The following is a 26036-nucleotide window of genomic DNA, read 5'->3' on the forward strand; positions in this document are numbered from 1 at the left end:
AAAAAGTCTTCCGGTAACAATCCGGGGGACTTTTTACGTTTAAGGTTGTCGGGCAAATAACTATCTTTGCCGCCATGAATATCCTGATCCTCGGTTCGGGCGGAAGGGAAAGCGCCTTCGCCTGGAAAATAGCTCAAAGCCCTAAATGCCAGAACTTGTTTATTGCCCCGGGCAACGCCGGCACACAGCAATATGGCACCAACGTTAACCTCAAAGTTACCGACTTTACAGGCATTAAGGCCTTTGTATTAAGCAATGCTATTAACCTGGTATTGGTTGGCCCCGAAGAACCGCTGGTAAAGGGCGTACATGATTTTTTTCTGGCCGATGAGCAGTTGAAAAACATCCCGGTTGTAGGGCCGCAGCAGGAAGCCGCCCAGCTTGAGGGCAGCAAGGATTTCTCTAAACAGTTTATGCAAAAGCATAACATACCTACCGCTGCTTATAAAACTTTCACTAAAGATACTTTACAGGAGGGACTTACCTACCTGGCTACGGCGGGTTTGCCGGTTGTATTAAAGGCAGACGGCCTGGCGGCGGGCAAAGGCGTACTGATATGCCTTACCCTTGAGGAGGCCCAGCTTGAGCTTACCCAGATGCTTGCAGAAGCCAAATTTGGCGAAGCCAGCTCACGCGTGGTTGTTGAACAATTTTTACAAGGCATTGAGCTTTCGGTTTTTGTAATGACCGATGGTAACAACTATAAAATATTACCCGAAGCCAAAGATTACAAACGCATTGGCGAAGGCGATACTGGCTTAAATACCGGTGGCATGGGTTCCGTTTCGCCGGTGCCATTTGCCGATGCTGCCTATATGAAAAAGGTAGAAGAAAAAGTAATTATCCCTACCATTGAAGGTTTAAAAAAGGACAATATCCCATATAAAGGGTTCATTTTTATTGGCCTGATGAACAGCGATGGAGAACCATGGGTAATTGAATACAACTGCCGCATGGGCGATCCGGAAACAGAGAGTGTTATGCGCCGTATCGATTCAGACTTTGTTGACCTGTTGTTAGGTGTTGCTGATGGCAATCTGAACGAAAAGGAATTAACCATTAGTCCTAAAACCGCAGCTACCGTGGTGATGGTTGCAGGCGGTTATCCGGGCGAATACCTGAAAAACAAAGTAATAACCGGAACCGAGAATGTGCGTGAATCTATCGTTTTTCATGCCGGTACAGGCAATGATGGTGAAAACGTGATCACAACGGGCGGTCGCGTTTTAGCCATAACCACCCTACAGGACGATATGTTCAAGGCATTGCAACAAGCTACTGCCGATGCCAGCCGCATTTATTATGATGGCATGTATTTCAGAAGAGACATCGGGTTTGACCTTCTATAGGTTATTAGTTCACCGGTTGATTAGTTCATTGGTGGCAATTCTACCCGATGTCATTTCGAGGTACGAGAAGAAATCTTATACGGCATTAAAGCACAGCACATAAGATTTCTCCTTACGCAGACGCTCATAACCCTCGTCGTTCGTCGAAATGACATTTGAATAAAAAGGCTTATTCACATAACATGAACAGGCCTTTTTTGCTGAATATCACTAATGAAACAACTAAATCTTTCCAAAAATTTCGGCCAGTTTATTTTCCAGATCGTCTCCTCTCAGGTTTTTACCGATGATCTTCCCGTTAGGATCGATCAAAAAGTTTTGAGGGATACCCCGCACCGCGTATAAATTGGCGGCTTTACTGTCCCAGAATTTCAAATCGGATACGTGGTTCCAGGCAAGGCCATCTTTATGGATAGCAGCCAGCCATTTATCTTTAGCATTGGGCCTGTCAAGCGACACTCCTAAAATGGTAAATTTTTGACCTTTATAATGATTATAGGCTTTTACCACATTAGGATTTTCCCTGCGGCAAGGACCGCACCACGATGCCCAGAAATCAACCAAAACATATTTACCCCTGAATGATGAAAGGCTGATCACCTTTCCGCTGGTGTCAGCTTCAGCAAACTCAGGCGCTGTTGCACCTAATGCTACAGCCTTTAGTTTAGGCATGCGTTCGGCAAACTTTTTACCGGCTTCTGTTTGTTTTACAGCAGGGCTTAATGCGTCAAATAACGGAGCAATATCTACATAATCGGCGCTGTAAGCATAACCTTCGAGCGCATTTAAGCTTATATATGAATCGGGGTTATCTTTAATAAATTGCTTATCAGTGGCCGCGCTTTTATCATCAATAGCTTTTTCCTCTATGGATAATTGTTTGGCAAATTCAGGCGAGCTTTGCTGTTCAGGGGTGGCTGCTTTCCGCTTTTCGGCAAGGGCTTCGTAAGCATCATTTACGGGCTTTTGCGCAAGATTATATCTCTCGTTATCGTCGTTAGTTTTAGTACCGCCAATTTTCGCGTTAGCCAGTACATCGGCAGTGGTTATATTAATTACGCCGGGTTCAAGGTAAATAGAGCGGTAATCATCGGAATTACCTGAGCCGTTACCTTTACTATTAAAAACAATATAGGCACTTACCGGATTAGTCTCTGCTTTACCATTAAACTCAAACTTACCACCAGTCAAGGTAACAGAATCTGTAACCGTTTTTCCTTTCTGACGGTATTGAAGATACACTTTTGCCGGCGCATTATTTTCGCCTATTTTGCCCTGTACGGTATATTTGGCATTTTGCGCAAAAACAAAGGCGGGTAAACCCGCCAATATTAATAAAGTTATTTTTTTCATTGTGCTAATGTTCATAATGCAAATTAGTATTATTTCAACTATTCTAAATACTTACCTATTAAATAATTACAATAATACCTTCTGTTGTAAATGAACTACGATTATATCTTCCCGAATAGTTCCTGCAGTTTAGCATCCAGGTCTTCTCCGCGAAGGTTTTTGGCAATGATCTTTCCATTTGGATCGATCAGGTAGTTTTGGGGAATAGAGCTTACCTGATAAAGGGCGGCGGCTTCATTGTTCCAGAATTTCAGATCCGAAACCTGTGTCCACTCCAGCCCATCGCTTTTGATGGCTGCAAGCCAGGCCGCTTTACCTTCTGGTTTATCTAACGATACCCCTACGACAGTGAAATTTTTTGCTTTGTATTTATTGTAGTTGCGTACAACATTTGGATTTTCCTGCCTGCACGGGCCACACCATGACGCCCAAAAATCAAGCAGCACGTATTTACCCCTGAAAGATGATAACTTAACAGGAGTTCCGTTTGCATCATTCTGTGTAAAGTCGGGAGCCACAGCGCCTATAGCCGTTACCTTTAAGGCATCAATCCCGTGTTTTAAGTTTTTACCTGTTTCCGAATCCTTTAAACTTTGAGACAAACCATTGAACAAAGGTTCAATCTCTGCCGGATCAGGTGCCGGACCAGCCACCGAATTAATAGCCAGCAAACTCAGGTAGCTATTGGGATTATTGGTAATAAAGTTTTTAAGCGCGGCTTTTTGCTCTGCCTGAATGTTCTTATAGCGGGCCTGCATCCTGCTCTGAAAATCGGGCGATTTTTGCTGTTCCGGCGTGGCAGCTTTTGCTTCGGCCATTAAGGCTTGTGCTTTTTTATTAATTACAGCAAGCTGTGCGGTTAGTTTCCTGTTATCATCATTCAAAGTCGATCCGGTAATCTGCGCCTTTGATATGGAGTCTTTACTATTAACGGTTATCGTACCTTTTTCCAGAAAGAGGTTCAAATCATCGGCTGTTTTTGACTGTCCCCCGTCTGAATAATTCGCCTGTATATATTTATTCAAGCCTATTCCCTTATAATCAACAGCCAGCGTGGCGTTAACCGGGTTTAGTATAGTACCTTTAAAAGTGAAAGTACCCGCAGCAACATTGGCCGAATCCACTACGTTATTGGCGCCCAACTGGTATATCAAATAAACTTTGGCCGGGGCAGTTGTGGTACCAACTTTACCGTTTATGATAAATGTATCGCCGGTTTGAGCAAATGCCATTGCCGGTAACATCGCGGCTATAAAAAAAAGTATTTTTTTCATCAGGATATAAAAACTATAAGCACTGTTAACGTTAAAGTGTGCTGAATTGTTATTATCAGTTTAATTTTTGATAGGTACGCCACCAAAGATCGGGCAGTTCGCCGGATGCTGCCATTTTATAATCGTCATAACTGCAGGGTACCAGGTGAAAGCGCTCATTACGTGACCCGCCGGTTGGGTAAGGAACCTGCATCCACCAGCGGTCTGATTTTTTACTTTTCACAAATACCACTTCCTGGTCTTCGTGCTTTAAACTTGTTTTATAAATAAGGTATTGATTTTTAGGATTAAGCGGAAAATCGCGCTTGCGGTTATAAACTCCCTCAATAAAATACCATATCATTTGCGCCAGTTGTGTGGCGGTTTGCCCATTACTATCATAAGCAGGGTTAAACTCATAAAAACCTATGGAGCTCAGTTTGTCATTAAAACCGGCATAGCGGCATAGCTGACAAGCTTCTTCGCCATAGAAACCGTTAGGAGTGGCGTTGGCATTGCCCATGGCATCTGCCGAGCGAATGGCCCCTATATCAAAACTGATCATGCTGGCATTGCGGATAGCGGGCTCTGTAACGGCCACATTACCGCTCAGTTCGCCCAGGCGGTGCACATCAAAATAAAGCTTATCCATTACCCGCAAACTTTCCTGGCTGGCAAAATACGTTTGGTAGCCCAGGTTACTGTAATTGAACAGGTAGTTGGGTTCATGTAAAAATATTTTATTGAGATATGACTGCGAGGTAGTTTCCATAGTTTCGCCGGTTTCGTCCTCATCGAGGTCGAAATGCGAATCGATCACTACCAGGTCAACCTTCTGTTCCAGCTCTTCATAACCCAGGTATTGCGCATAGGTAAGGTCCTGTCCGCCACCCAGTATAATGGGGATGATGTCTTTTTTTATCAGTTCACTTACTATCGTTTTAACAGCATAGTAAGTATCTGTTACTGTTGCACCAGCCTTAATATTGCCCAAATCGGCTATTTTTACGCTGTAGCCGCCTTCATGAAGCCGGTAAAGTTTTTCGCGGATATAATCCGGCCCAAGGGCGCAGCCCTGGTTGTCAATTGCGTTACGATCGTCCATAACGCCAATAATAGCCAGGTCGGTTTTCTCTTCCAGATCAGGAAAATCGACAGAATAATGCACAATTTTGTCGCCCAGTTGGCTGGTATAATACCCCTTTTTAGGAGCGATCTTTTTGAGATCTATGGGCGTAAAAAAATCAGCTAGGGACATAATATTTCAAATGTGTAGATTCCAGATGTGCAAATGTGCAGATTTTTTGTCTGAACATGAATTAAAGAATTTATGAATTACTGTTATTAAAATCATTTGTATATCTAAAAATCATTTCCAACATCTGCACATTTGCACATCTAAAATCTGCACATTTATAATCACATTTGCATAATATGATATTAGTTACCGGCGCAACAGGTTTTTTAGGGTCCGAACTGGCAAAGTTACTGGCTAATTCGGGTGGGCATATCCGCTGTACAAAACGCAGCAGCTCCAAAATACCGGCCTTGCTTACTCCCTTTAATGACCATATAGAATGGGTTGATGCCGACATGATGGACATTTTTGCGCTCGCCGACGCGCTGGAATGCGTTACACAAGTATATCACTGCGCTGCCTGGGTGTCATTAAAGCAAGCCGATAAAAAGCCCATGATCACCACCAATGTTACCGGTACGGCCAACCTTGTCAATTTGTGTAACGAACTGGGCATACGTATGGTGCACGTAAGTTCAATAGCGGCAATTAGTGTGGCTAAACCGGGCGAACTCATTACCGAAAATCATCACCTGGAACAATCTGCCGAAAATGACGGTTATGCCATATCAAAACTGGAAAGCGAAATGGAGGTTTGGCGTGGCATTGCGGAAGGTTTGGATGCGGTAATTGTAAACCCTTCCCTTATTTTAGGGGTGAGCGCGGGTACAAGTGGTACAGGGGCGTTGTTTGAGACCGTACGAAAAGGCCTTAAATTTTATACCGGCGGTAGTGGCGGTTTTGTTGATGTGGAAGATGTTGCCAAATGTATGGTTGCACTCATGAACAGCGATATTACCGCCGAGCGCTATATCATAAACGCCGAAAATTATACTTATAAGGCTATGACCACTGCAATTGCACATTGCTTTGGCACAAAATCACCTGCTAAATTAGCCAAACCCTGGATGATGGGCCTGGCCTGGCGAACGGCCGCTGCAATTGCAGCAATAACAGGCAAAGATCCATTTATAGATAAAACATCTGCCCGGGCAGCTTCTGAGATCCGCAATTTTGACAATTCAAAAATTAAGGCAGCCATTAATTTTACATTTAAACCTGTTAGCGAAACGATATCGGAGGTTTGCACTGCGTTGAAACAGTGAGATAAAATTTGTCATTGCGAGCGATAGCGTGGCAATCTCCACATACAAATCATATTTAAACGGTTACTGTTCTGAAGAGATTACTTCGTGCCTCGCAATGACAATGGTTTTGTGGGTTAATACCCCATCGTGCACATTCTATTGTCCCTATGGAGTCAATATATTAAACTCCTTCCCCCTCATCAGCAAAAAATTTCGCACATTTGCACCCAAGATGGAGCAGTACTTTATTATTGATTTCGACAGCACGTTTACACAGGTAGAGGCCCTTGACGAACTGGCCCGAATTTCTCTCAAAAATCATCCTGACCGGGAGGAAATTTATAAACAAATTGAAGACCTGACCAACGCCTCTATGGAGGGCCGGTTATCATTTACCCAAAGTTTGGAGAACCGGGTAAAATTGTTACAGGCCGATCGCGACCATTTAAAGCAACTCATTACCCATCTTAAGAAAAAGGTATCTACCTCATTTTCACGCAATACCATATTCTTTAAAAACCATCAGGACGAGGTTTTGATCGTATCGGGGGGCTTTAAAGAGTTTATTACTCCGGTTGTAACCGAGTATCATATCAAGAAAGAAAATATCTATGCCAACACCTTTGTATTCGACGAGGATGGCAAGATCATTGGCTACGACAGGGAAAACCCACTCTCGCAGGAAGGCGGCAAGGTAAAACTGCTGAAGGAACTTCAATTGCCCGGCGATATTTATGGCATTGGCGATGGCTACTCTGATTTTCAGTTGAAGGAATCGGGCATGATCAAAAAATTCTTTGCCTTTACCGAAAACATTGAACGTAAATCAGTTGCCGAGAAAGCCGACCATGTTACACCCAGTTTCGACGAGTTTCTTTATCTTAATAAACTGCCCAGGGCCATATCATACCCCAAAAACCGCATTAAGTGCTTAGTAGTTGGCGATGTGGACGATGACGCGCTGGCGCAGATGAAAAAAGAAGGCTACAACATCCGTCACCGTGAAAGTATTGAAGAAAAATACCTGGAAGAAGCGGGTGTTTTATTCTGCGACGAAGCCAATCAACCTACTCCTGAGCAGATACAAAACGCCGGCAGATTAAAAGTTATCGGCATTTTTGGTAAAAGCAATCGTAAACTGGCCGATACAGCTACAGAAAGCGGCATTATTATATTTGACGACCCCAAGCATAACCCGCATAACAATGACTTTATACCGCGCAGGGTAATGGCCTTTATGAATGAGGGAAAAACGCATACCAGCTGTAACTTCCCTGATCTGCAGCCACCCCGTGTAAGCAATGCGCACCGTTTAATACACATACATAAAAACATACCCGGTATACTGGCCAAAATAAACGATGTATTTGCCCGCCACAACATTAACATTGTTGGTGAGTTTTTGGTTACCAACGCACAGATAGGCTATGTTATAACCGACGTAAACACCGGCTATGATCCGCAGGTGCTTAACGAGCTAAAAGCCATTGAGCATACCATTAAATTCAGGCTGTTGTACTAAACTACTCTGCAAAGGGCACTACTAATACCGGCACTGTCGCGTGGCGTACCACCTCCTCGGCTATACTGCCGGTTATTAACCGGTCAAAGCCAGAACGTTTATGGGTTCCGAGTACTATAAGGTCGGCCTTGAATTCTTTGCTACAATCAATTATGCCATCGGCCCTCAGGCCATATTGCGTAAAGGTGGTTACTTCGAGCCCTTCGCCAAATTCCTTTACGGTACGTTCAATTAATACCTTAGATTGGCTGGTTTGTATATTGTTTAATTCCACTTCCTGCACGCCCAGGGTACTGTCCATCGGCATGCCGCTTAAATTATCTCCGGCGCCAGGCGGTATCATAGTGGGTTCAATAATATGAACTAAAGCCACCGAAGCTTTATAATTACGTGCTATATCAAAACCATATGCCGTAGCATTATGGGCATAAGGGCTATCGTCAACACCTATTAATATTCTAGTTATTTTCATTGGGTTTAAGCTTACTATGCTATAAAGACATTTACAATTCAAAAATGTTTCCGCATTTTTCACAGCCCGCAACAATAATCTACACTTTATTGACCTCACCACATTTTTATTACCTTTGATCATGCATTTCCATCCTGAAATTGAAGACCGCCTGGCACGTTTGCAGGAAAAATATGAGGCCATGGGCCAGGATATGACCTCTTACCTTGACGGCCTGCTGCATGCCGATTTTTTAACTTACTGGGATTACATTCACCTGGATACGCTGCTGAGCCTGCAGAACCCTAAAACACCTTTTCCAGACGAGGAAATATTCATTATCTACCACCAGATCACCGAGTTATATTTTAAACTGGCCCTGCACGAGTGTCGGCAAATAACAGAAAGCCAGCCCCTTACGCCCGAGTTTTTCGCCGCACGACTGAAGCGCATTAACCGGTATTTTGGCGCCCTCACCCAATCGTTTGAGATTATGGTTGACGGGATGGAGAAGGAACAGTTCCTCAAATTCCGGATGTCGTTGCTGCCTGCCAGCGGGTTCCAGTCGGGCCAGTACCGCATGATTGAGCTATATGCCACCGATTTTATAAACCTGGTAGCACAGGATAAGCGTGAGGAGCTCAAAAACGCCCCTATGGAGGCCCAGTTTGAATACCTGTACTGGAAATTTGGCGCCACCGAACTGTCGACCGGCAAAAAAACACTGACACTCAAGCAGTTCGAGAAAAAGTATTCCAAGACATTTATTGAACTGGGCAGGGCAAATATCAACCTCAACTTTAACGCGCTGGCCCAACAGTTTGAAGCCGCTGGCCAATTATCTCCCGAATTACGAATGGAACTCAAGCAGTTAGACGTTAACGTAAATATCAACTGGCCTCTCTCACATTATAAATCGGCGGTGCGGTACCTGAACCGGGAGCCCGAGGAGATCAAGGCGACTGGCGGCACCAACTGGCAAAAGTACCTGCCACCCCGTTTTCAGAAACGTATTTTTTACCCCTCCCTCTGGACCGCCGAAGAGTTGGAAAACTGGGGCAAAGCCTGGGTGGAAAGCGTACTGAACTAAAACTTTTTAAAGATATTTTTTAACATAATTAAGCCCCAAAAGCGGTTAAAAGCCGATCAAAACCTGTCAAAAAGTTTTCAAAATGATTCAAAACTATTCGTTTTAACACTTTTCGGGACAGTTTATAAATTTTACGAAGTTTTAATGAACTGGCAGTAAACTTATTAATATCAAATAACGGCTTTAAGCGGTTTATATGCTTAACAAAACAGCCCGACTTTCTGAGCAGAAAGCCGGGCTGTTTTGTTTATATAAATATACTAAAATTTATTGACGTAATAAAAGCCTGTACCGTCTAAATCCCCTCCGTCATCCTGAACTTGTTTCAGGATCTCTCAGGACAAGTATCTTAAATGTTCTTTGCATGCGGGATGCCGAAAACAAGTTCTGCATGACGGCGTATTAAAAAGCGAAACAGCCACCTTGCGGGTGGCTGTTTCGCTTTTCTTATGATACTATTTCTACCAAACTTTTACGCGCTCGTTTTCGGGGCGGTAAAGTTTATCACCCGGTTTTATGTCAAATGCTTTATAAAACGCCGGGGTGTTTGAAAGCGGTCCGTTAACACGGTACATTTCGGGCGAGTGCGGATCAACGCTGATACGCATACGCATAGTCTCGTCGCGGGTTTTGATGCGCCATACCTGGCCAAACGACAGGAAGAAACGCTGATCTGGTGTAAAGCCGTCTATCTTTTTATCGCTTTTACCTTCGGGCGTATTTTTAAATGCTTCGTAAGCAATAGCCACACCGCCAATATCGGCCAGGTTTTCGCCCTGGGTAAGGCTGCCGTTCACGTGCAGGTTGTTTAGTACGGTAAACTTGTTGTACTGTTCAATCATCAGCCCCACGCGGCTTTTAAACTTGTCGGCATCTTGTTTGGTCCACCAGTCTTTCAGGTTACCGTCTTTATCATATTGGCGGCCCTGATCGTCAAAACCGTGGGTCATTTCGTGACCAATTACCGCGCCAATGGCACCATAGTTAATGGCATCGTCGGCATCTTTATCAAAGAAAGGGAACTGCAGTATGCCAGCAGGGAAAACAATCTCGTTAAAGGTTGGGTTATAGTAGGCATTAACCGTTGGCGGTGTCATACCCCATTCGGTTTTATCAACCGGTTTGCCAGCCTTTTTAATCATTTCGTTGTATTTATGGCGGGCTATTGATTCCTGGTTTTTGTAGTACGCGTCTTTACTGATCTGTACATCATCGTAATTTTTCCATTTATCAGGATAGCCTATCTTTTTGGTGAAAGCAGCCAGCTTAGCCAATGCTTTTTCCTTGGTTTCGGGGCTCATCCAGTCCAGCTTTTCGATACGCGATTTGTACACGCTTTGCAGGTTATTTACCAGCTTAAGCATACGCTCTTTGGCATCGGGAGTAAAATATTTTTCAACATAAAGCTGGCCCAGCAATTCGCCTATCCCGTTATCAACGGTTTCAATAACGGTTTTCCAGCGTTCCTGCTGTACTTTCTGTCCGCTAAGTGTTTTGCCATTAAACTCAAAGTTAGCATCCCTGAAAGCTTTGCTTAAAGCTGTTGAAGCGTTATCAAGCGCGGTAAATGCGGCTTTATCTTTCCAAACATCAATAGGCTGCGATTTAAGCAAACCATCCAGCGCCTTTAAATAACCCGGCTGGCCTACCAATACCGTATCAGTATTCAGTTCCATGCGTTTAAAGGCATCTTTCAGGTCGATATCCGGAACTTGCTTTTGCAGATCGGCAACGGCGAATTTGTTATAATTTCTAACCGGGTCGCGCAGTTCTGTAGGGGTAAGGTGCGATTTGGCAATCAGCGTTTCGAGTTTTAAAACGCCATCGGCTTTTTTTGCCGCGCTTGCCGCGTCAACGCCCGTTAAGGTAAACAGCTTTGCTATATATTTTACATATTCGGCGCGTATTTTTTTTGTGGCCGAATCGGTATTGAAATAATAATCCTTGTTTGGCAAACCTAAACCAGCCTGATCAAAATGGGCAATGTTCATGTTGCTGATCCGGTCATCGGGGGCTACATAAAATCCTAATAAAAAGCCGTCGCCGTTTTTATAGCCATCAGCCGCAAGGCTTATCAGGCCTTTATAATCGGTTACCGCGTTAATTTTGGCAAGTTGTGGTTTTACCGGTTCATAACCCAGTTTTTCGATACCTACAGTATCCATACCGCTTGTGTACAAGTCGGCCACTTTTTGCTCCTTGCTGCCTGCAGGGTTATCCTGTTTGGTAATTTCATCCAGTATTTTGTGCAGGTTTTTCTGATTGTCGTCATACAGCGTATAAAATGAGCCCCAGCCCCTTTGCGATGCCGGTATTTCGGTTTTCTTTAACCAGGCGCCGCTGGCATACAAATAAAAATTGTCGCCCGGTTTTACGGTAGTGTCCATACCGCTTTTATCAAAAAAAACAGTCCGTTTTGGTACATCTTCTGTTGATGCCCCTTCCTTTTTATGGCTGCATGATGCCAGGATAACGACAGGAATAGCCGCTAAAGCCCATTTTGTAATTCTCATAAATTATTTTTTTTAAATTATAGACGCAAAAGCCTAAGTTATAAACTTGGATTGATATAACTAAGACTTAATTGGCATATATCTGTTACACGGCGGGCTTCACTTCTACCTCGGGCGGATGGATCTGGGCTAGGGACATGGGGATAAGCTTGCGGGTTTTAAAATAAGTAAGCCCTACTATGAGCATGGTCATGGTACCGCCAAACAGCACCGCGGGTACGGTACCCAGCAACTTAGCTGCCATGCCCGATTCAAAATCGCCTATTTCATTAGATGAGCCGATAAACATGGAGTTTACTGCCGATACCCGGCCGCGCATATGATCGGGCGTTAAAAGCTGCATGATGGTACCCCGTATAATTACGCTCACGCTATCAAACGCGCCCTGCAGAAACAAAAACACCAGCGATAGGTAAAATACTTTTGATAAACCAAACCCAATGATGCACAGGCCAAACCCAGCTACAGCTATAAGCAGGTTGCGCCATGGCCTGTTCATAGGCGAAAATCTTATCATCACGATCATAGTAAGCGCCGCGCCCAATGACGATGCCATACGCATAATGCCCAAGCCTTCTGAACCTACCTTTAAAATATCAAGGGCAAATACCGGCAGCAAAGCAACCACACCGCCAAAAAATACCGAGAACAGGTCAAGGCTCATGGCATAAAACATAATTTTGTTGGTAAAAACAAAACTCAGGCCTTCCTTTAAACTTATCCATATATTTTCTTTCTGGATGAAAACCGGCGGGTAGGTACGCAGCATATAAACCAGCACCAGCGATATCAGCATAAAAATAAGTGTTAAGCTAAATGTGGCGGTAATGCCGCTTAAACCCGGTATAATATGCCCGGCAAAACCGTATATAAAACCACCGGTAAGCGGCCCGAGTATGGAGGCTATCTGCCAGCTGGAGCTGCTCCAGGTACTGCCGTTGGGATATAATTCCTTAGGTATGCTCTGGGCGTAAATGGTAAAAGTAGCGGGGCCGTAAAACGCACGCGCAAGGCCGTTACAAAATATCATGGAATAAATCACTATCAATATCCAGGTAGTATTCATATGCGGCGCCATGCTGCTGAGCGTTGCCACAAACATCACAAATGATGATAAAAATACCCCCACAAATATGATCAGGAGCATCTTACGCTTCTCGTACTTATCGGCAATATAGCCGCCATAAAGCGCTATGCCAACAGCGGGGATTGCTTCGGCCAAACCTATAAATGCTAATGCTATTTTACTATGGGTTAGCTGGTATATATAAAATCCCAGCACTACGGTTTGCATCTGGTATGCAAAGGTGAAACAAAAGCGCATGCCTACGTATGATCTGAAATCTTTATAGCGCAATGCGGCAAAGGAATCTACTTTTTGGGGTTTACTATCGCCTTCTTCGGTCACTGTATTGTTTTAATGAGCCGCAAATTTACAACACGCTTTCGGAATTTGGTAACCTGATTTAAGGATTTGATTGGATTTTTTGGTGTAAGTATGTCAGAACCATGATTAAACAGATTTAAGGATTTCCGGGATTTTATTTATGGACGTTAATAAATAACATTTTCAAAGAAATCAGGGTAATCCATAAATCCTTGAATCAAAGTTCTTGCAAATGGCCTGAACTGTATAATTTATGTCCTTTGAGACAGGTTTAGTATTGTATAATTTTGAATATGGATAAAAAGCGGATCGTTATCGTCATCATGTCTGGTGATCTGTTAATGGACTTTGCCGGGCCTGCGGACGTCTTCCTGCAAGTTAATAAACACCGCGATGTTTATGATGTGGTTTTGGTTACCCCAGTGGCGGCTACAGCGAAAGGTGCGGGCGGGATACAGATCAGCTGTAGTGGGGCAACAGATCTGACCGGGAACATTGATACTTTATTGATTGCCGGAAATGACAATGAACTTAACCATGATAAATTTTATGCCTGGTTGGAAACGGCATATAGCCATATCCGCCGTATTGGTGCCATTAATGTTGGCAGCAGTACAGTTGCTAAGTTAACCTTGCTTGATGATAAACGAGTGGTAGCTCATACTCGTTACGGTGATCCCCAGGTAAAAACAGAGCGTATTTCTTTTCATTCAAGGGATGGGAACCTGTTTACCTCGGGCGGGGTATCTTCAGGGATAGACCTGGCTTTGGCCATGGTGGCCGAAGATTGCGGCCGGGGCGCAGCGACGGATGTTGCGCACAAGCTCATCTTTTTTTATCTGAGCCGGCAAGTTTACCAGGTGCAGTTTGGCAACCTTATTACTGCTTCGCCTGTGGCGGCACAGTTAAAAGAGTGGCTGACCGGCAGGCTTCATGAACCCCTTGATGTTGGCCGGTTAGCAGAACATCTGAACATGAGCCAGCGAAATTTCACCCGGGTATTTACCCGGCAAACCGGTATCTCACCGGCAAAATATATCGAAAAAATACGGGTAGAAGCAGCATGCAAATGCCTTGACGAAACCGACAAACCACTTGAAGAGATCGCGTTGCATTGCGGCTTAGGCGGACTGGTATCTATGAGGCGCCTGTTTTTAAGGCACCTTATGGTTACCCCATCAGAATACAGAAGAATTTTAAAACTACATAAGAATGAAAATAGCAATTAATGGCTTTGGCCGCATCGGGCGAATGACACTCCGTGCCCTACAAAACAAACAAGATATTGAAGTTGTTGCAATAAATGACCTTACAGACCTGGCCACGTTGATCCACCTGTTGAAATATGACAGCACCCACGGCCGTTTCCCCGGCACAGTTACCCAACAGGACGGCGCCATGCTGGTTAATGGCAAAAAAATACTTTTACTGAGCGAAAAAGACCCGAATAACCTGCCATGGGCATCCCTTGACATTGATGTAGTGATCGAATCAACCGGTCGTTTTACCGATAAATCGACTGCACAGGCACATATAACTGCAGGTGCTAAAAAAGTGCTTATTACCGCTCCTGCTACCGGCGGCGTAAAAACTATTGTACATGGTGTAAACAATGATTTAATAGACGGCGACCAGATCTATTCTACCGCTTCCTGTACTACGGGCAGTATCGCGCCGGTGTTATATATATTGGATAAAGAGTTTGGTATTGAATCGGGCTTTATGGCCACGGTTCATGCCTTTACCGCCGACCAGCATTTGCAGGATGCACCGCATAAAGACCTTCGCCGGGCACGCTCTGCGCCTCATTCCATCATCCCCACTACCACAGGCGCTGCAAAAGCAATTGGTGATGTGTTACCTGAGCTAAAAGGCAAATTGGATGGTTTTTCTTACCGGGTACCGGTGATTGACGGATCAATCGTCGATCTGTCTATCAACCTGAAAAAAGAAGTTTCGGCAAAAAACCTGAACGAGGTGCTAAAACGCTATGCGGATACTTCGCTTAAAGGTATATTAGAATATACCGAAGAACAATTGGTATCGGCAGATATTTTGGGAAATACCCATAGTTCTATCGTTGATGGCAATCTTACCAAATCAATAGGAAAGCTGGTTAAAGTAGTTGCCTGGTATGATAATGAAGTGGGCATCTCTAACCGTATTGCCGAATTGGTTTCTGAATTATAAATAATGCCCTGGCCGGTGTGTTAATAGCAGGACCGGTATTATAATTCAGGATAACCGAAAAAAAGCCGCCTCATAATTACTTATAAGGCGGTTTTTCAAAGTAGAGACACATGTGATGCGTCTCTACAGAACCAGGTCAATAAAACAGCTGTGTTACAACCCGTGCTGATCAATCAAATATATAAACGCGGCCATACCGGCAGCGCCCAATTGGAGCTCGCGTCTGTTCACGTTTTCAAACACATCATTTGGCGTATGGTGAATATCAAAATAACGCTGTGAATCGGGACGGTAGCCAATAAGCACTACACCGGGCAGCTTTTCTTTCATCGGTTCAATATCGGTACCGCTGCCTCCTGCAACGAGCTCGTCAACTTCGTAAGGTTCCAGCAGGGCTTTATATTTATCGTTGATGTTTTTAACAAACTCTTTTGATACACCATCAAAGCTAAAGCCGCGTGGGGTAAAGCCGCCCTCATCGGTTTCAATAGCCGCAATGTGTTCTTCCTTGTTTTGCGCGGCCAGCTCGGCGTATTTGAGCCCGCCTTTATGGCCGTTCTCTTCGTTCATGAAAAACACCGCGTGTACCGAGTTTTTAGGGCGATAACCTACTGCTTTAAATATACGCAGCACCTCGGCAGATTGCATTACACCTGTACCGTCATCATGCGCGCCTTCGGCCAAATCCCACGAATCCAGGTGACCGCCAACACTGATAAATTTATTGGGGTTTTCGGTACCGGTAAGCTCGCCTATTACGTTGTATGATTTTACATCGGGCAGTAACTGGCAGCTTTGTTTGAAGTAAAATTTAATCAGCGGCAGTTTACGCAAGCGCAGCATATTGCTCAGCTTATTGGCCGCTTTGGTTGAAATGGCCGCGGCGGGTATCAGTTTGGTACCAGGGTCGGCCAGTGTAGCTCCCGTGTGCGGGTAATCATCATCGGCACCGGTGAGGGAGCGTACAATAACACCAAGCGCGCCATATTTAGCGGCAGTGGCGGGCCCCATAAAACGCTGATCGCCGGCGGCGCCATAAGCATGACCGGTTTCAATAAAGCGTTCATCAAACGCGCGGTTAAAGAAAACTATCTTGCCTTTTATAACGTTTTCGCCCAAGGTTTCCAGCTCTTTTAAACTGCGCACCTCAACCACGTTGGCGGTGATACCGGCTTTGGGCGTAGCTATAGACATACCCAGTGCTGCAATAGCTACCGGGATCCGTTTTTCGCCATCGATAATAAAGGCGGTTTCTTTTGCGCCGCGTACCCAATGTGGCACCATTACCTCCTGCAGGTACACTTTATCAAAACCATAGCTTTCCATTAGTTTTTTACTCCACTCCACCGCCTTTTGCGCGTTGGCCGAGCCGCTTAACCGCGGACCAATATTTTTACACAGGTAACGCAGGTTTTCGTAAGCCTTGCCGTTTAACAGTGCTTCGTCATAAATTTTTCGGATAGTTAATGAATCCTGCCCATGCAGCAGGTTTGCCGTAAAAAGCACGGCCAGCAATAAGGAAAGTTTCTTCATGAGTAAAAATAGATCAGTTTTAACAAATGTAGTATTTTGAAGGAAAAAAGGAATAGACCGATCTTTTCTTCTATCTAAAGGAAATGACAAGAGGAAGAATAACATAGAAAAAGTCAATTTCAGGAAATCTTATCCCAGCTTAAACCTGCATTTTTTGATTCGAACGCGTGGTGCAACACCTGGTTTTCGGGCAGTGCCAGTTGGGGGTCTTTTTCGAATATCTGCTCAACGGTTTTACGTACTTTGATCAGCAGTTCCTGATCGGTTGCCAGGTTGGCCACTTTAAGGTCGAGCACGCCGCTTTGCTGGGTGCCCTCGAGGTTACCAGGGCCACGCAGTTGCAGGTCGATTTCCGATATTTCAAAGCCGTTGTTTGTTTTCACCATCGTGTCCAATCTGATCTTGCCGTCGTGGCTCAGCTTGTGGCTGCTCATCAAAATACAGTACGACTGCTCGGCCCCACGCCCTACCCGGCCTCTTAACTGGTGTAATTGCGACAGGCCGAACCGCTCGGCATTTTCAATGATCATGACCGAAGCATTGGGCACATTTACCCCTACCTCAATCACGGTAGTAGCTACCATGATCTGCGTTTGCTCTTTAATAAAACGCTGCATTTCAAATTCTTTTTCTGCAGGTTTCATTTTACCATGCACTATACTGATGTTATAGGTTGGCCCGGGAAACTCGCGTGACATAGCCTCGATACCGTCTTCGAGGTTTTTCAGATCGAGCTTTTCGCTTTCCTGAATCAACGGATATACCACATAAATCTGCCGCCCTAATGCAATTTCCTGCTTCATGAAACCAAACATGCGCAGGCGTTGATTTTCATAAAAATGAACGGTCTTTATTGGTTTACGCCCAACGGGGAGCTCGTCAATCACTGATACATCAAGATCGCCGTACAGCGTCATGGCCAATGTGCGGGGAATCGGCGTAGCCGTCATCACCAAAATATGCGGGGGGATAACATTTTTACGCCAGAGCTTTGCCCGTTGCTCTACGCCAAAACGGTGCTGCTCGTCAATTACCACAAAACCCAGGTCTTTAAACTGCACCTTGTCTTCAATAAGGGCATGGGTACCGATAAGTATTTTAAGATCGCCATTCTCGAGCTTTTGGTGCAGTATCTTGCGATCCTTTTGTTTGGTTGACCCGGTGAGCAGGGCCACCTCAATAAAATCATCGCCTACCAATGCTTTTATGGTTTGATAATGCTGCGTGGCCAGAATTTCGGTAGGCGCCATAATGCAGGTCTGGAAGCCGTTATCAATAGCGATGAGCATACTCATCAACGCCACCACTGTTTTACCGCTGCCTACATCGCCCTGCAGCAGGCGGTTCATCTGAACGCCGCGCTGGGTATCCTGCCTGATCTCCTTTAAAACCCGCTTTTGAGCGCCGGTTAAAGGGAAAGGCAGTTTATGATGATAGAAGTCATTGAAATAATGCCCGACTGTATTAAAAATATTGCCTTTAAACTTTTGGGTATGCAGCAGTTTATTGCGCAATAATTTTAGCTGCAACAAAAACAACTCTTCAAACTTTAAGCGGTGGATTGCCTCATTCAGTAAATTGGCATCAGCCGGAAAATGGATATTGCGGTAGGCCTCGGCCCGGCTAATGAGTTTGAACTTGTTAATGATATACAGCGGCAAATTTTCGCGGATATCCCTGGCATGCAGCTCCAGCAAAACAGATGTGATCTTTTGGATGCCTTTACTATCCAGCTGAAACTGTTTGAGCTTTTCGGTTGAATTATAAACCGGCTGCAGGGTGGCATTCCCCTGGCGCTGCATGATAGCCGGGGAATAGACCTCCATTTCGGGGTGTGCCATCTGGGCCTGTCCGTTAAAAAAGCCGGGCTTACCAAACACAATATAAACACTGCCGGGAACAATCGTTTTTTCTATCCAGTTGATGCCTTTGAACCATACCAGTTCAAGCGTACCTGTTTCGTCGCGGGTTTGTACTACAAGACGTTTGGTGTGCTTTTCGCCAACAATTTGTTTATTGGTAACACGGGCCAGCACCTGCACATAAGGCAGATCGGCCTGGATATCCTTTACCTTATAAAAACGGGTACGGTCGATATACCTGAAAGGGAAATGCCGTAAAAGATCCTCGAAATTGGATAAGGCCAATTCCTTCTTCAACACCTCGGCGCGGGACTGGCCCACACCCTTTAAATATACAAGCGGCGTTTGAAAAGGATCCATATAAGCCCCCACTAAATCTCCCCCGGGGGGAGACTTTTAATTTTTTTGATTAAATATTTTTCTTTAGGCCCTCCCCCCGGGGAGGGTTGGGTGGGGCCGGTTATTACTTTACTGCAATTAAAGATATTTCCACGTTTACACCTTTTGGCAATGCAGATACCTGTACGGTTTCGCGGGCAGGGAAATTGGCTGTGAAATATTTGCCGTACACATCGTTCACCTGGCCAAAATTACCCAGATCGGTTAAAAATATGCTGGTTTTTACAACGTTCTCAAAACCAATACCGGCCTCGGTTAAAATAGCTTTAATGTTTTCCATCACCATCACCGCCTCATCGGTAATACCGGTAGTTATCAGTTCGCCGGTTACGGGGTTAAGCGGTATCTGGCCTGATACAAATACAAAGTTTCCGGCTACGGTAGCCTGACTGTAGGGCCCTATCGGGGCTGGCGCGTTATTGGTGTTTATTATTGTCATCATTTTTTAAATATGAACACTTGTATCAGTTTATAAATTATCCCCGCCAAAAACATGAGGATAGCTAATGCATTAATGAAATGCATGATCCGCAGATTGATGTTTGTCGGCCTGTTAGGGTCTTTTTTTCTGAAGAAGTACATATTACAAAACTAATAAATTTTACCTCACCAAAATCCTCTCCAAAGGAGAGGACTTTTATATGTATGTTGTTTATTTTAACTCTCGAGAGTCTGGGTTACGCAGTTCAATCTTAAGAGGAACGGAAAATTATTTTTATTCTTCTTCCTCTTCGCTTACAATCCCTAATATATCGTCGGCCTGTTTAAAATTACTTTTTACAAAATGGCACCAGTCGCATTCTTTTTTGCCGCAGCCGGTGTTAAAGTCGTGGGCCATAATTTTGGCGTACGTATCTTTAATTTGTCCGGTCACTATTTCCATATCTTCCGGGGTTATTACAAATTTTTCGCGGTGATACTCGCCCTCGCTTACAGGCTCTACAAAATCAAAAACGGTGCTTACCACTTCCCAGTCGTTAGTACGGTCATGGTCGACCAATATTTTATAAAACACACCCTGGCGCCAGTAATCGCCGCCGTTGGGGGCATCATTAGTGGGGCGCAGCAGTTTATCCTTGGCATTTTTGAGTTTACCGGTTTTATAATCCACTACGGTTACGTGCTTGCCATCAAATTCCATTTTGTCGAGGTTACCTTTAATCGGCACGCCTTCAATTTCAATATTTTTAATGGTGCGCTCGGTAATGGCTACTTTGTTCCAGTTGTTTACATTTTGCTCATAGTACAGCGGCAGTATCTTTTCGCCGTAAGCCACACGCAGTTTAAATTCTTCTTTGGTAAATGAATCCCGGTTGCGGGCCATATACCAGCGGAACTCGTTCATAAACTGCTCAGTTGACAAAAACTCATTGTCGTTATCTTTCAGCAACCTGTAAGTTTTATTCAGCGCCCAGTGTACGGCCTGCCCAAACGTGGCCGACGGACTTTTACCTGACGGTACTCTGATCAAACACTGAAAATAAAATCGCAACGGGCAATCCAGGTAATTGCTTAAATGCGTTACCGAAAGGGTATAGTTTTGCAGCAACTGATTGATATAGTTTTTATCCAGCAGTTCTATCTGGGGCTTTTCGGCTTCGCTAAACTGGGTTACATAAAAATCGAGCATGGCTGTTTCGGTAACCTTTGGATAGCGCACCTGCAGATCGGTACTCGCAAGTATTTCGCCTATAAACTGACTTGCTTCCTGATCTTTTGATTTTTTATCTTTATTGGCGTAGGATATCACTAGGTGCTGTTTGGCACGGGTAACCGCCACATAAAACAACCGCCGGGCCTCTTCCTTTTGTGCAATATCATCGGAGGTTGACTGCGTGAGCGTATCCGGATAGCTGAAACCGCTGTTACGGCCCTTGCTGTCCCAGGTGCGCTTGTCGCATCCTATAAAAAACACGTGTTCAAACTCCAGGCCTTTTGAGCCGTGGGCCGTTAAAAAGTTTACGCCATTGTCTGAGAAAATAACCTGGTTCAGATCGAGCCTGATACCGTTCTTTTTCATGAGCTCAATGGTGGCAATCAGGTCGGCCAGTTTAATTTCCGGATTTTTGCGGCTCTCATCCTTCAAAAAATCAAAAAAGCTGGTGAGCATTTGCATGTGCCCGCCCTTGTCGGTTTGCTGCATAATGTAGCGCAAAATGCCCATTTTGGCTATCACATTCTGAAAAAACTGCTGCAACGTTACGCTCAATGCCGATTTTATAAGTTCATCAATATCATTGATCAGGTATTTCATGGCCGTAAACCTGTCGGGCGCAAAAAGATCAGGCTGGGCAGGCGGTCGTAATTCGCTGAGGTAGCGGCGCAGCGAAGTTTTGGGTTTATTATTATTGATAGCGCCGTAATTTTCTTTTGCTACCGCGATGCTTGCCTTGGCAATTTCAATGGGGGCGATATTAAAGAAATCATAATGCATGATCTCAAACAACAACTCATCGCCGCTGTAGGGTGAATCAATTTCCATGGCGAGGTAACGCAGTATGTTGATGATCTTTTCGCCAAAGGGCTGTGTAAGTATGTCTATTTTTCGTTTGGTATTTACCGCAATTTTCTGAATGTCGAGGAATTTGATCATTTCCTCTACCTGGCTGTGGTTACGATAGATCACCGCTATTTCGCCCGGAGGAACACCACCATTTACCAGCTGTTTTATTTGCGCCGATACATCAACCAGTTCCTGATCGGGATTTTCGTATTCGTTTATTACAGGTTCAACAGTCAGTTCTGCAAAACGGCCATGCGACGCGCGCAAGTCTTTATCCAGCTTTAGCTGACTGGTTAAGCGTTCAAAATTATTGTTGATAAGCGCTTTGGAAATATCGAGGATATGCTGATTGGAGCGGTAGTTATGTTTGAGCACCACTGTATGCAGTGTATCTACATAGTCATTAGCAAAATCAAGGATGTTCTTCATGTTGGCACCCTGAAACTTGAAGATAGACTGGTCATCATCGCCCACTACAAACACGTTGGGTACATCCCAGTAATTGAGCAAAAACCGCAGCAGCTCATTTTGCGAACCGCTGGTATCCTGAAATTCATCAACCAAAATATACTGATAACGTTCCTGGTATTTGCGTAATATCTCTTCGTTATTGGCAAAAGCGCGAAGCACCCAAATGATCATATCATCATAATCATAACGACCGCGGGTCTTCATTTTGGCATCATAATTCTTGTATTCGTCTACCGCTGCCAGCAGTTTGCTCATGGTTTCATGTACGGCGTCGATATCTTTTTGCTTAGGATCGCCTACTTTTATACCGGTTTTGGCATTGGCCCTTTTGTAAAAAAACTCCTCGCGGTTGGGGATATCATCCAGATACTCCTGAACAGCGCGTGCAATCATATCCGCGTCCCAGTTCTCCCGCTTCATGGTCGAGAACAGGTCTTTCAGCCGTTTAGTATCGTAATAAATATCGCCGGTGAAGCGCTTAAGCAAATGGCCGTTATCAAACTCATCAACCAGTTCGCGGAACAGCATAGCCGATTCCAAATCTGACAGCGACTCGAGGTTAAGCTTGCCGAAATACTCCAGGTTTTCCTGGATGATCTCGTTACAAAAAGCGTGGAAAGTGTATATGTTAATGCGGTAAGCATCAGGGCCAATAAACTCAAACAGACGTTTGCGCATGGCCACCGCGCCGGCATCGGTATAGGTAAGGCAAAGTATTTCGCTCGGCAGGGCATCAGTGTCGGTTAGTATTTTGCCTATGCGGGCAGCCAGTATCTGCGTTTTACCGGTACCCGGTCCGGCTACTACCAGTACCGGGCCATCCATTGTATTTACCGCGGCCAGCTGTTCTGGATTTAATCCGGCTAAAGCCGCCTGAAATTTCTCGTTATACTTATTAAGGTTCGACTGCATATTTGTTTAGTAAAATTACGAAAAGGCAGTGGGAAGTCAACTGCTTTTTGGCGAAGACTCACCCGGTCTGCGCTGCGCTGGACCACCCTCCTACGGCTTCGCCGCAAAGAGGGTTGCTATTTCTTTTTTTATTCTTCAGAAAAGGTTCCCTCTTTGCGCCGAAGGCGGAGAGAGGGATGGCAAGCGAACCGATGCCAGGGTGAGTCTACGCTGCGGCAAAAAAGCTTATTGCATCCCAGTCCCTGTAGGGAAAAACACGTTCACGCTTACCGGTAGTTTGCCTGTCGGTTTCAGCGTACCGGTAATTACCTTCGCAGCTGATTTTTGCAATTCGGGGCTCATTTGGTAGCATGCCAGCAAGGCATTGCTTTTTTCGATACCGGGCAAGCCCGCAATGGTATAAGCATTGGCAAAAACACTCATGATGGTGTTTTTGCGCGAGGCCAGCTCTGCGACCATCAGGCGAACATCGCTGCTGTAATCAAGCTTGCTTTGCGGGCGCAGGCGTGTATCATGTATGCCCACTATGATCTGGCCATATTGTTTTAACCAGTTGGATATATTTTTTATTTCAAGGGCGGGTGTGTTTTTAGCAATCATAAACAGCCTGCAATTCGGGAAGCTTTTAGCCAGCTCCTGCTGAAAAACCGTAGGCGCATCTACCCCTATACTCACAATAGCGGTTTTTAAAAAGGGATTTAGCCTTAACGCCGCAGAACTGCCTTTCAGCATTGTAACCGAGGCATCGCTTAATTGCTGTACCAGGTCTTTTGCCGCCTGCCTGTTCAAATCGGCGCTTAAATTTACCGGTGAGATAGTTTGACGGCGATTGAGCCCGGCCCAGTATTTGGCGGCCAATACCTTTTTCACCTTTATCTCAAATTCCGCGGGACTGATGAGCCCTTTACGCACCGCCCTGCGAATAAGGTTAATGGCGCGGTCGGAGTTTTCCGACAGCTCAATAATATCAATACCGGCTATAAAAGCCCTCACATCAGCATCGCCGTTAGGAAAATATTTGGTAACGCCTTTCATTTCCATAGCATCAGATACCACCAGGCCTTTAAACCTGAGCGAATCTTTTAAAATACCTGTTACTATAGGGCGCGACAATGTTGAAGGTAAATGTTTTGTGCTATCAAGCGCCGGGATGTTCATGTGCGCTATCATTATACCGCTAATGCCTGCATTAATAGCTTCGCGAAATGGGTATTCTTCGAGCGAATCGAGCCGTGCGCGGCTGTATGGCAGCAGCGGCAGGTCAAAATGCGAATCGACATTGGTATCGCCATGCCCAGGAAAATGCTTGGCCGTGGTTAATAAACCAGCGTCCTGCATCCCCTTAAAATAAGCTATACCCTTTTTGGCCACATTGTACATATTGTCGCCAAAGGAGCGGTAGTTGATCACCGGGTTATTGGGGTTATTATTCACGTCCATATCGGGACCAAAATTTATTTGTATGCCCAACCGCTTAAAATCATAGGCAACCTGCTGGCCCATTTTATATATCAGGTTATTATTCTGTATGGCGCCCAGCGTCATCTGGTATGGGTATGATATGGTAGAGTCAAGGCGCATACCCAGGCCCCATTCGCCATCCATAGATACCAGTAGGGGCACATCGGCCAGCTTCTGGTACCTGTTGGTAAGGGCAGCCTGCCGGCCGGGGCCGCCCTGAAAAAATACCAGCCCACCAATTTGCTCGTCTTTAATAACCCGGGCAACCGAGTCTTCATAAGCTTTACCCTTGTTGGTATGCGCCCTGATAAACAGCAGTTGTGCTACTTTATGCTTACGGCTTAAATGATTGTATACCGAATCGACCCATCGGTTTCGGGCATTTAAGCTTTGTATATAGCTTTCTTTTTGAGCAAAAGCATTAACTGCGATAAAATTCAGTGCAATAATTAGTGTGCGGTAAAAACCGTTATTCAGTTTTAACATGGTACAAATGTATGTTTTACCCAGGGGCCAGACATTCAAATATTATAAAAATTAAACTGTTAATAAACCTTTGCTTTAATTTTTACTCTATGGATATATAAAACAAACTAAATAACGAAATCATGACGGACATGCGTTCAATTGATTTCCGCTACCAAACAAAACAATTAAAAAAATGAAAAAATTTGTCTTTTTAGCAATATGCTTATTTACAGCAGGTATAGCAAGTGCGCAAACTTATTATGGCCCCCGCCACAGACCCCGCCATTACGTGCAGGAACGCCGCAGGCCGTATAATGATTTTAATCAGGTAAAGGTTGGGTTAACCGCCGGCCTTAATCTTTCGAACACTATTGACGCTTATGACCCGCGTTTCAGTTCAGGAACTATAGCAGGTTTTAATGCGGGGCTTACATTTGATATCCCGGTTGCTTATCCATTTTCATTTGCCCCTGAGATTTTGTTTTCGCAGAAAGGATTTAAAGCTTATACCGATTATGGTAAGTTTACCCAGCGCACCAATTATATTGATATACCGTTGCTGGCCAAATTCAGGCTGGCACCAGGGTTTAACTTTCTGTTGGGTCCGGAGCTTACCTTCTTAACATCTACCAAAAATACTTACGATACCGGCTTTAATACTTCATATGAAGAACGCTACAATGGCCACTATGGCGACCAGAGCTATGTTGCAGGTGTAGTTGGTGTTTCTTTTGATATTAACCGCAGTGTTGAGCTAAGGGGAAGATATAATATTGACTTTTCAAGAAATACGTCTGACAATAACGACTTGCCCGATTTCCGCAACCAGGTTTGGCAGATAGGATTAGGATTTAAATTCCAGTAAAAAAATAATATTTTGATTATTTTTTTACCATCTTAAAATAGGTATAAATTAATACCTTCGGGAAATTTA

At 44.6% G+C, this 26036-nt stretch carries 19 protein-coding genes; 7 read left to right on the plus strand and 12 right to left on the minus strand.

Going from position 1 to position 26036, the window contains the following annotated elements:
* The first annotated feature begins 74 nt into the window (after positions 1-74).
* Positions 75-1349, plus strand: coding sequence for a phosphoribosylamine--glycine ligase (gene purD, locus SNE25_RS30420; protein ID WP_321562770.1), 1275 nt, complete (start codon positions 75-77; stop codon positions 1347-1349).
* A 222-nt stretch (positions 1350-1571) separates the two neighbouring features.
* On the opposite strand, the gene SNE25_RS30425 is transcribed toward purD, so the two are convergent.
* The 3 genes from SNE25_RS30425 to SNE25_RS30435 all read right to left on the minus strand — a co-directional run bounded on the left by SNE25_RS30425 (position 1572) and on the right by SNE25_RS30435 (position 5213).
* The gene (locus SNE25_RS30425) at positions 1572-2702 is read right to left on the minus strand and encodes a TlpA disulfide reductase family protein (RefSeq protein WP_321562771.1); all 1131 of its coding nucleotides are present in this window, start codon (positions 2700-2702) and stop codon (positions 1572-1574) included.
* Positions 2703-2803: 101 nt separating this feature from the next.
* A complete protein-coding gene (locus SNE25_RS30430; protein WP_321562772.1) occupies positions 2804-3976 on the minus strand; it encodes a TlpA disulfide reductase family protein in 1173 nt (390 codons plus the stop codon).
* A 55-nt stretch (positions 3977-4031) separates the two neighbouring features.
* Positions 4032-5213 (minus strand): formimidoylglutamase, encoded by a 1182-nt coding sequence (locus SNE25_RS30435; RefSeq protein ID WP_321562773.1) that lies wholly within the window; start codon positions 5211-5213, stop codon positions 4032-4034.
* 176 nt (positions 5214-5389) lie between these two features.
* On the opposite strand from SNE25_RS30435, the gene SNE25_RS30440 reads away from it, so the two are divergent.
* Both SNE25_RS30440 and SNE25_RS30445 read left to right on the plus strand, forming a co-directional pair.
* Positions 5390-6358 carry an NAD-dependent epimerase/dehydratase family protein gene (locus tag SNE25_RS30440; protein WP_321562774.1) on the plus strand — a complete coding sequence of 323 codons (969 nt, stop codon included), beginning with the start codon at positions 5390-5392 and terminating at the stop codon, positions 6356-6358.
* A gap of 214 nt (positions 6359-6572) precedes the next feature.
* Entirely contained in the window at positions 6573-7862 is a 1290-nt protein-coding gene (locus tag SNE25_RS30445; RefSeq protein ID WP_321562775.1) for an HAD-IB family phosphatase, read from the plus strand.
* Between the two features lies 1 nt (position 7863).
* On the opposite strand, the gene SNE25_RS30450 is transcribed toward SNE25_RS30445, so the two are convergent.
* A complete protein-coding gene (locus SNE25_RS30450; RefSeq protein WP_321562776.1) occupies positions 7864-8334 on the minus strand; it encodes a universal stress protein in 471 nt (156 codons plus the stop codon).
* A gap of 121 nt (positions 8335-8455) precedes the next feature.
* Between SNE25_RS30450 and SNE25_RS30455 the strand changes: the two genes are divergently transcribed.
* Positions 8456-9403: a tryptophan 2,3-dioxygenase family protein gene (locus SNE25_RS30455; protein WP_321562777.1), complete on the plus strand. Its 948-nt coding sequence runs from the start codon at positions 8456-8458 to the stop codon at positions 9401-9403.
* A gap of 461 nt (positions 9404-9864) precedes the next feature.
* On the opposite strand, the gene SNE25_RS30460 is transcribed toward SNE25_RS30455, so the two are convergent.
* Both SNE25_RS30460 and SNE25_RS30465 read right to left on the minus strand, forming a co-directional pair.
* Entirely contained in the window at positions 9865-11916 is a 2052-nt protein-coding gene (locus SNE25_RS30460; RefSeq protein ID WP_321562778.1) for a M13 family metallopeptidase, read from the minus strand.
* An 85-nt stretch (positions 11917-12001) separates the two neighbouring features.
* The gene (locus tag SNE25_RS30465) at positions 12002-13324 is read right to left on the minus strand and encodes an MFS transporter (RefSeq protein WP_321562779.1); all 1323 of its coding nucleotides are present in this window, start codon (positions 13322-13324) and stop codon (positions 12002-12004) included.
* Positions 13325-13596: 272 nt separating this feature from the next.
* Between SNE25_RS30465 and SNE25_RS30470 the strand changes: the two genes are divergently transcribed.
* Positions 13597-14532, plus strand: a complete 936-nt coding sequence (locus SNE25_RS30470) for a GlxA family transcriptional regulator (RefSeq protein ID WP_321562780.1) — start codon at positions 13597-13599, stop codon at positions 14530-14532.
* The gene (gene gap, locus SNE25_RS30475) at positions 14516-15493 is read left to right on the plus strand and encodes a type I glyceraldehyde-3-phosphate dehydrogenase (protein WP_456085492.1); all 978 of its coding nucleotides are present in this window, start codon (positions 14516-14518) and stop codon (positions 15491-15493) included. Before SNE25_RS30470 ends, gap begins: the two co-directional genes overlap by 17 nt.
* A gap of 153 nt (positions 15494-15646) precedes the next feature.
* On the opposite strand, the gene SNE25_RS30480 is transcribed toward gap, so the two are convergent.
* From SNE25_RS30480 to SNE25_RS30505, 6 genes are all read right to left on the minus strand, one after another.
* Positions 15647-17026, minus strand: coding sequence for a M20/M25/M40 family metallo-hydrolase (locus SNE25_RS30480; protein WP_321562781.1), 1380 nt, complete (start codon positions 17024-17026; stop codon positions 15647-15649).
* Positions 17027-17145: 119 nt separating this feature from the next.
* Entirely contained in the window at positions 17146-19248 is a 2103-nt protein-coding gene (gene recG / locus SNE25_RS30485) for an ATP-dependent DNA helicase RecG (RefSeq protein ID WP_321562782.1), read from the minus strand.
* A gap of 103 nt (positions 19249-19351) precedes the next feature.
* Positions 19352-19729, minus strand: a complete 378-nt coding sequence (locus SNE25_RS30490) for a RidA family protein (RefSeq protein WP_321562783.1) — start codon at positions 19727-19729, stop codon at positions 19352-19354.
* Entirely contained in the window at positions 19726-19869 is a 144-nt protein-coding gene (locus SNE25_RS30495; RefSeq protein ID WP_321562784.1) for a DUF6728 family protein, read from the minus strand. The genes SNE25_RS30490 and SNE25_RS30495 overlap by 4 nt, the downstream gene beginning before the upstream one ends.
* A gap of 133 nt (positions 19870-20002) precedes the next feature.
* Positions 20003-23173, minus strand: coding sequence for an ATP-dependent helicase (locus SNE25_RS30500; RefSeq protein ID WP_321562785.1), 3171 nt, complete (start codon positions 23171-23173; stop codon positions 20003-20005).
* A 225-nt stretch (positions 23174-23398) separates the two neighbouring features.
* The gene (locus tag SNE25_RS30505) at positions 23399-25120 is read right to left on the minus strand and encodes a glycoside hydrolase family 3 protein (RefSeq protein ID WP_321562786.1); all 1722 of its coding nucleotides are present in this window, start codon (positions 25118-25120) and stop codon (positions 23399-23401) included.
* A gap of 175 nt (positions 25121-25295) precedes the next feature.
* Here SNE25_RS30505 and SNE25_RS30510 point away from each other — a divergent pair, with 175 nt between their 5' ends.
* A complete protein-coding gene (locus tag SNE25_RS30510; RefSeq protein WP_321562787.1) occupies positions 25296-25967 on the plus strand; it encodes a porin family protein in 672 nt (223 codons plus the stop codon).
* Positions 25968-26036 lie beyond the last annotated feature (69 nt).

The organism is Mucilaginibacter sabulilitoris (genome assembly GCF_034262375.1).
Lineage (GTDB): Bacteria > Bacteroidota > Bacteroidia > Sphingobacteriales > Sphingobacteriaceae > Mucilaginibacter > Mucilaginibacter sabulilitoris.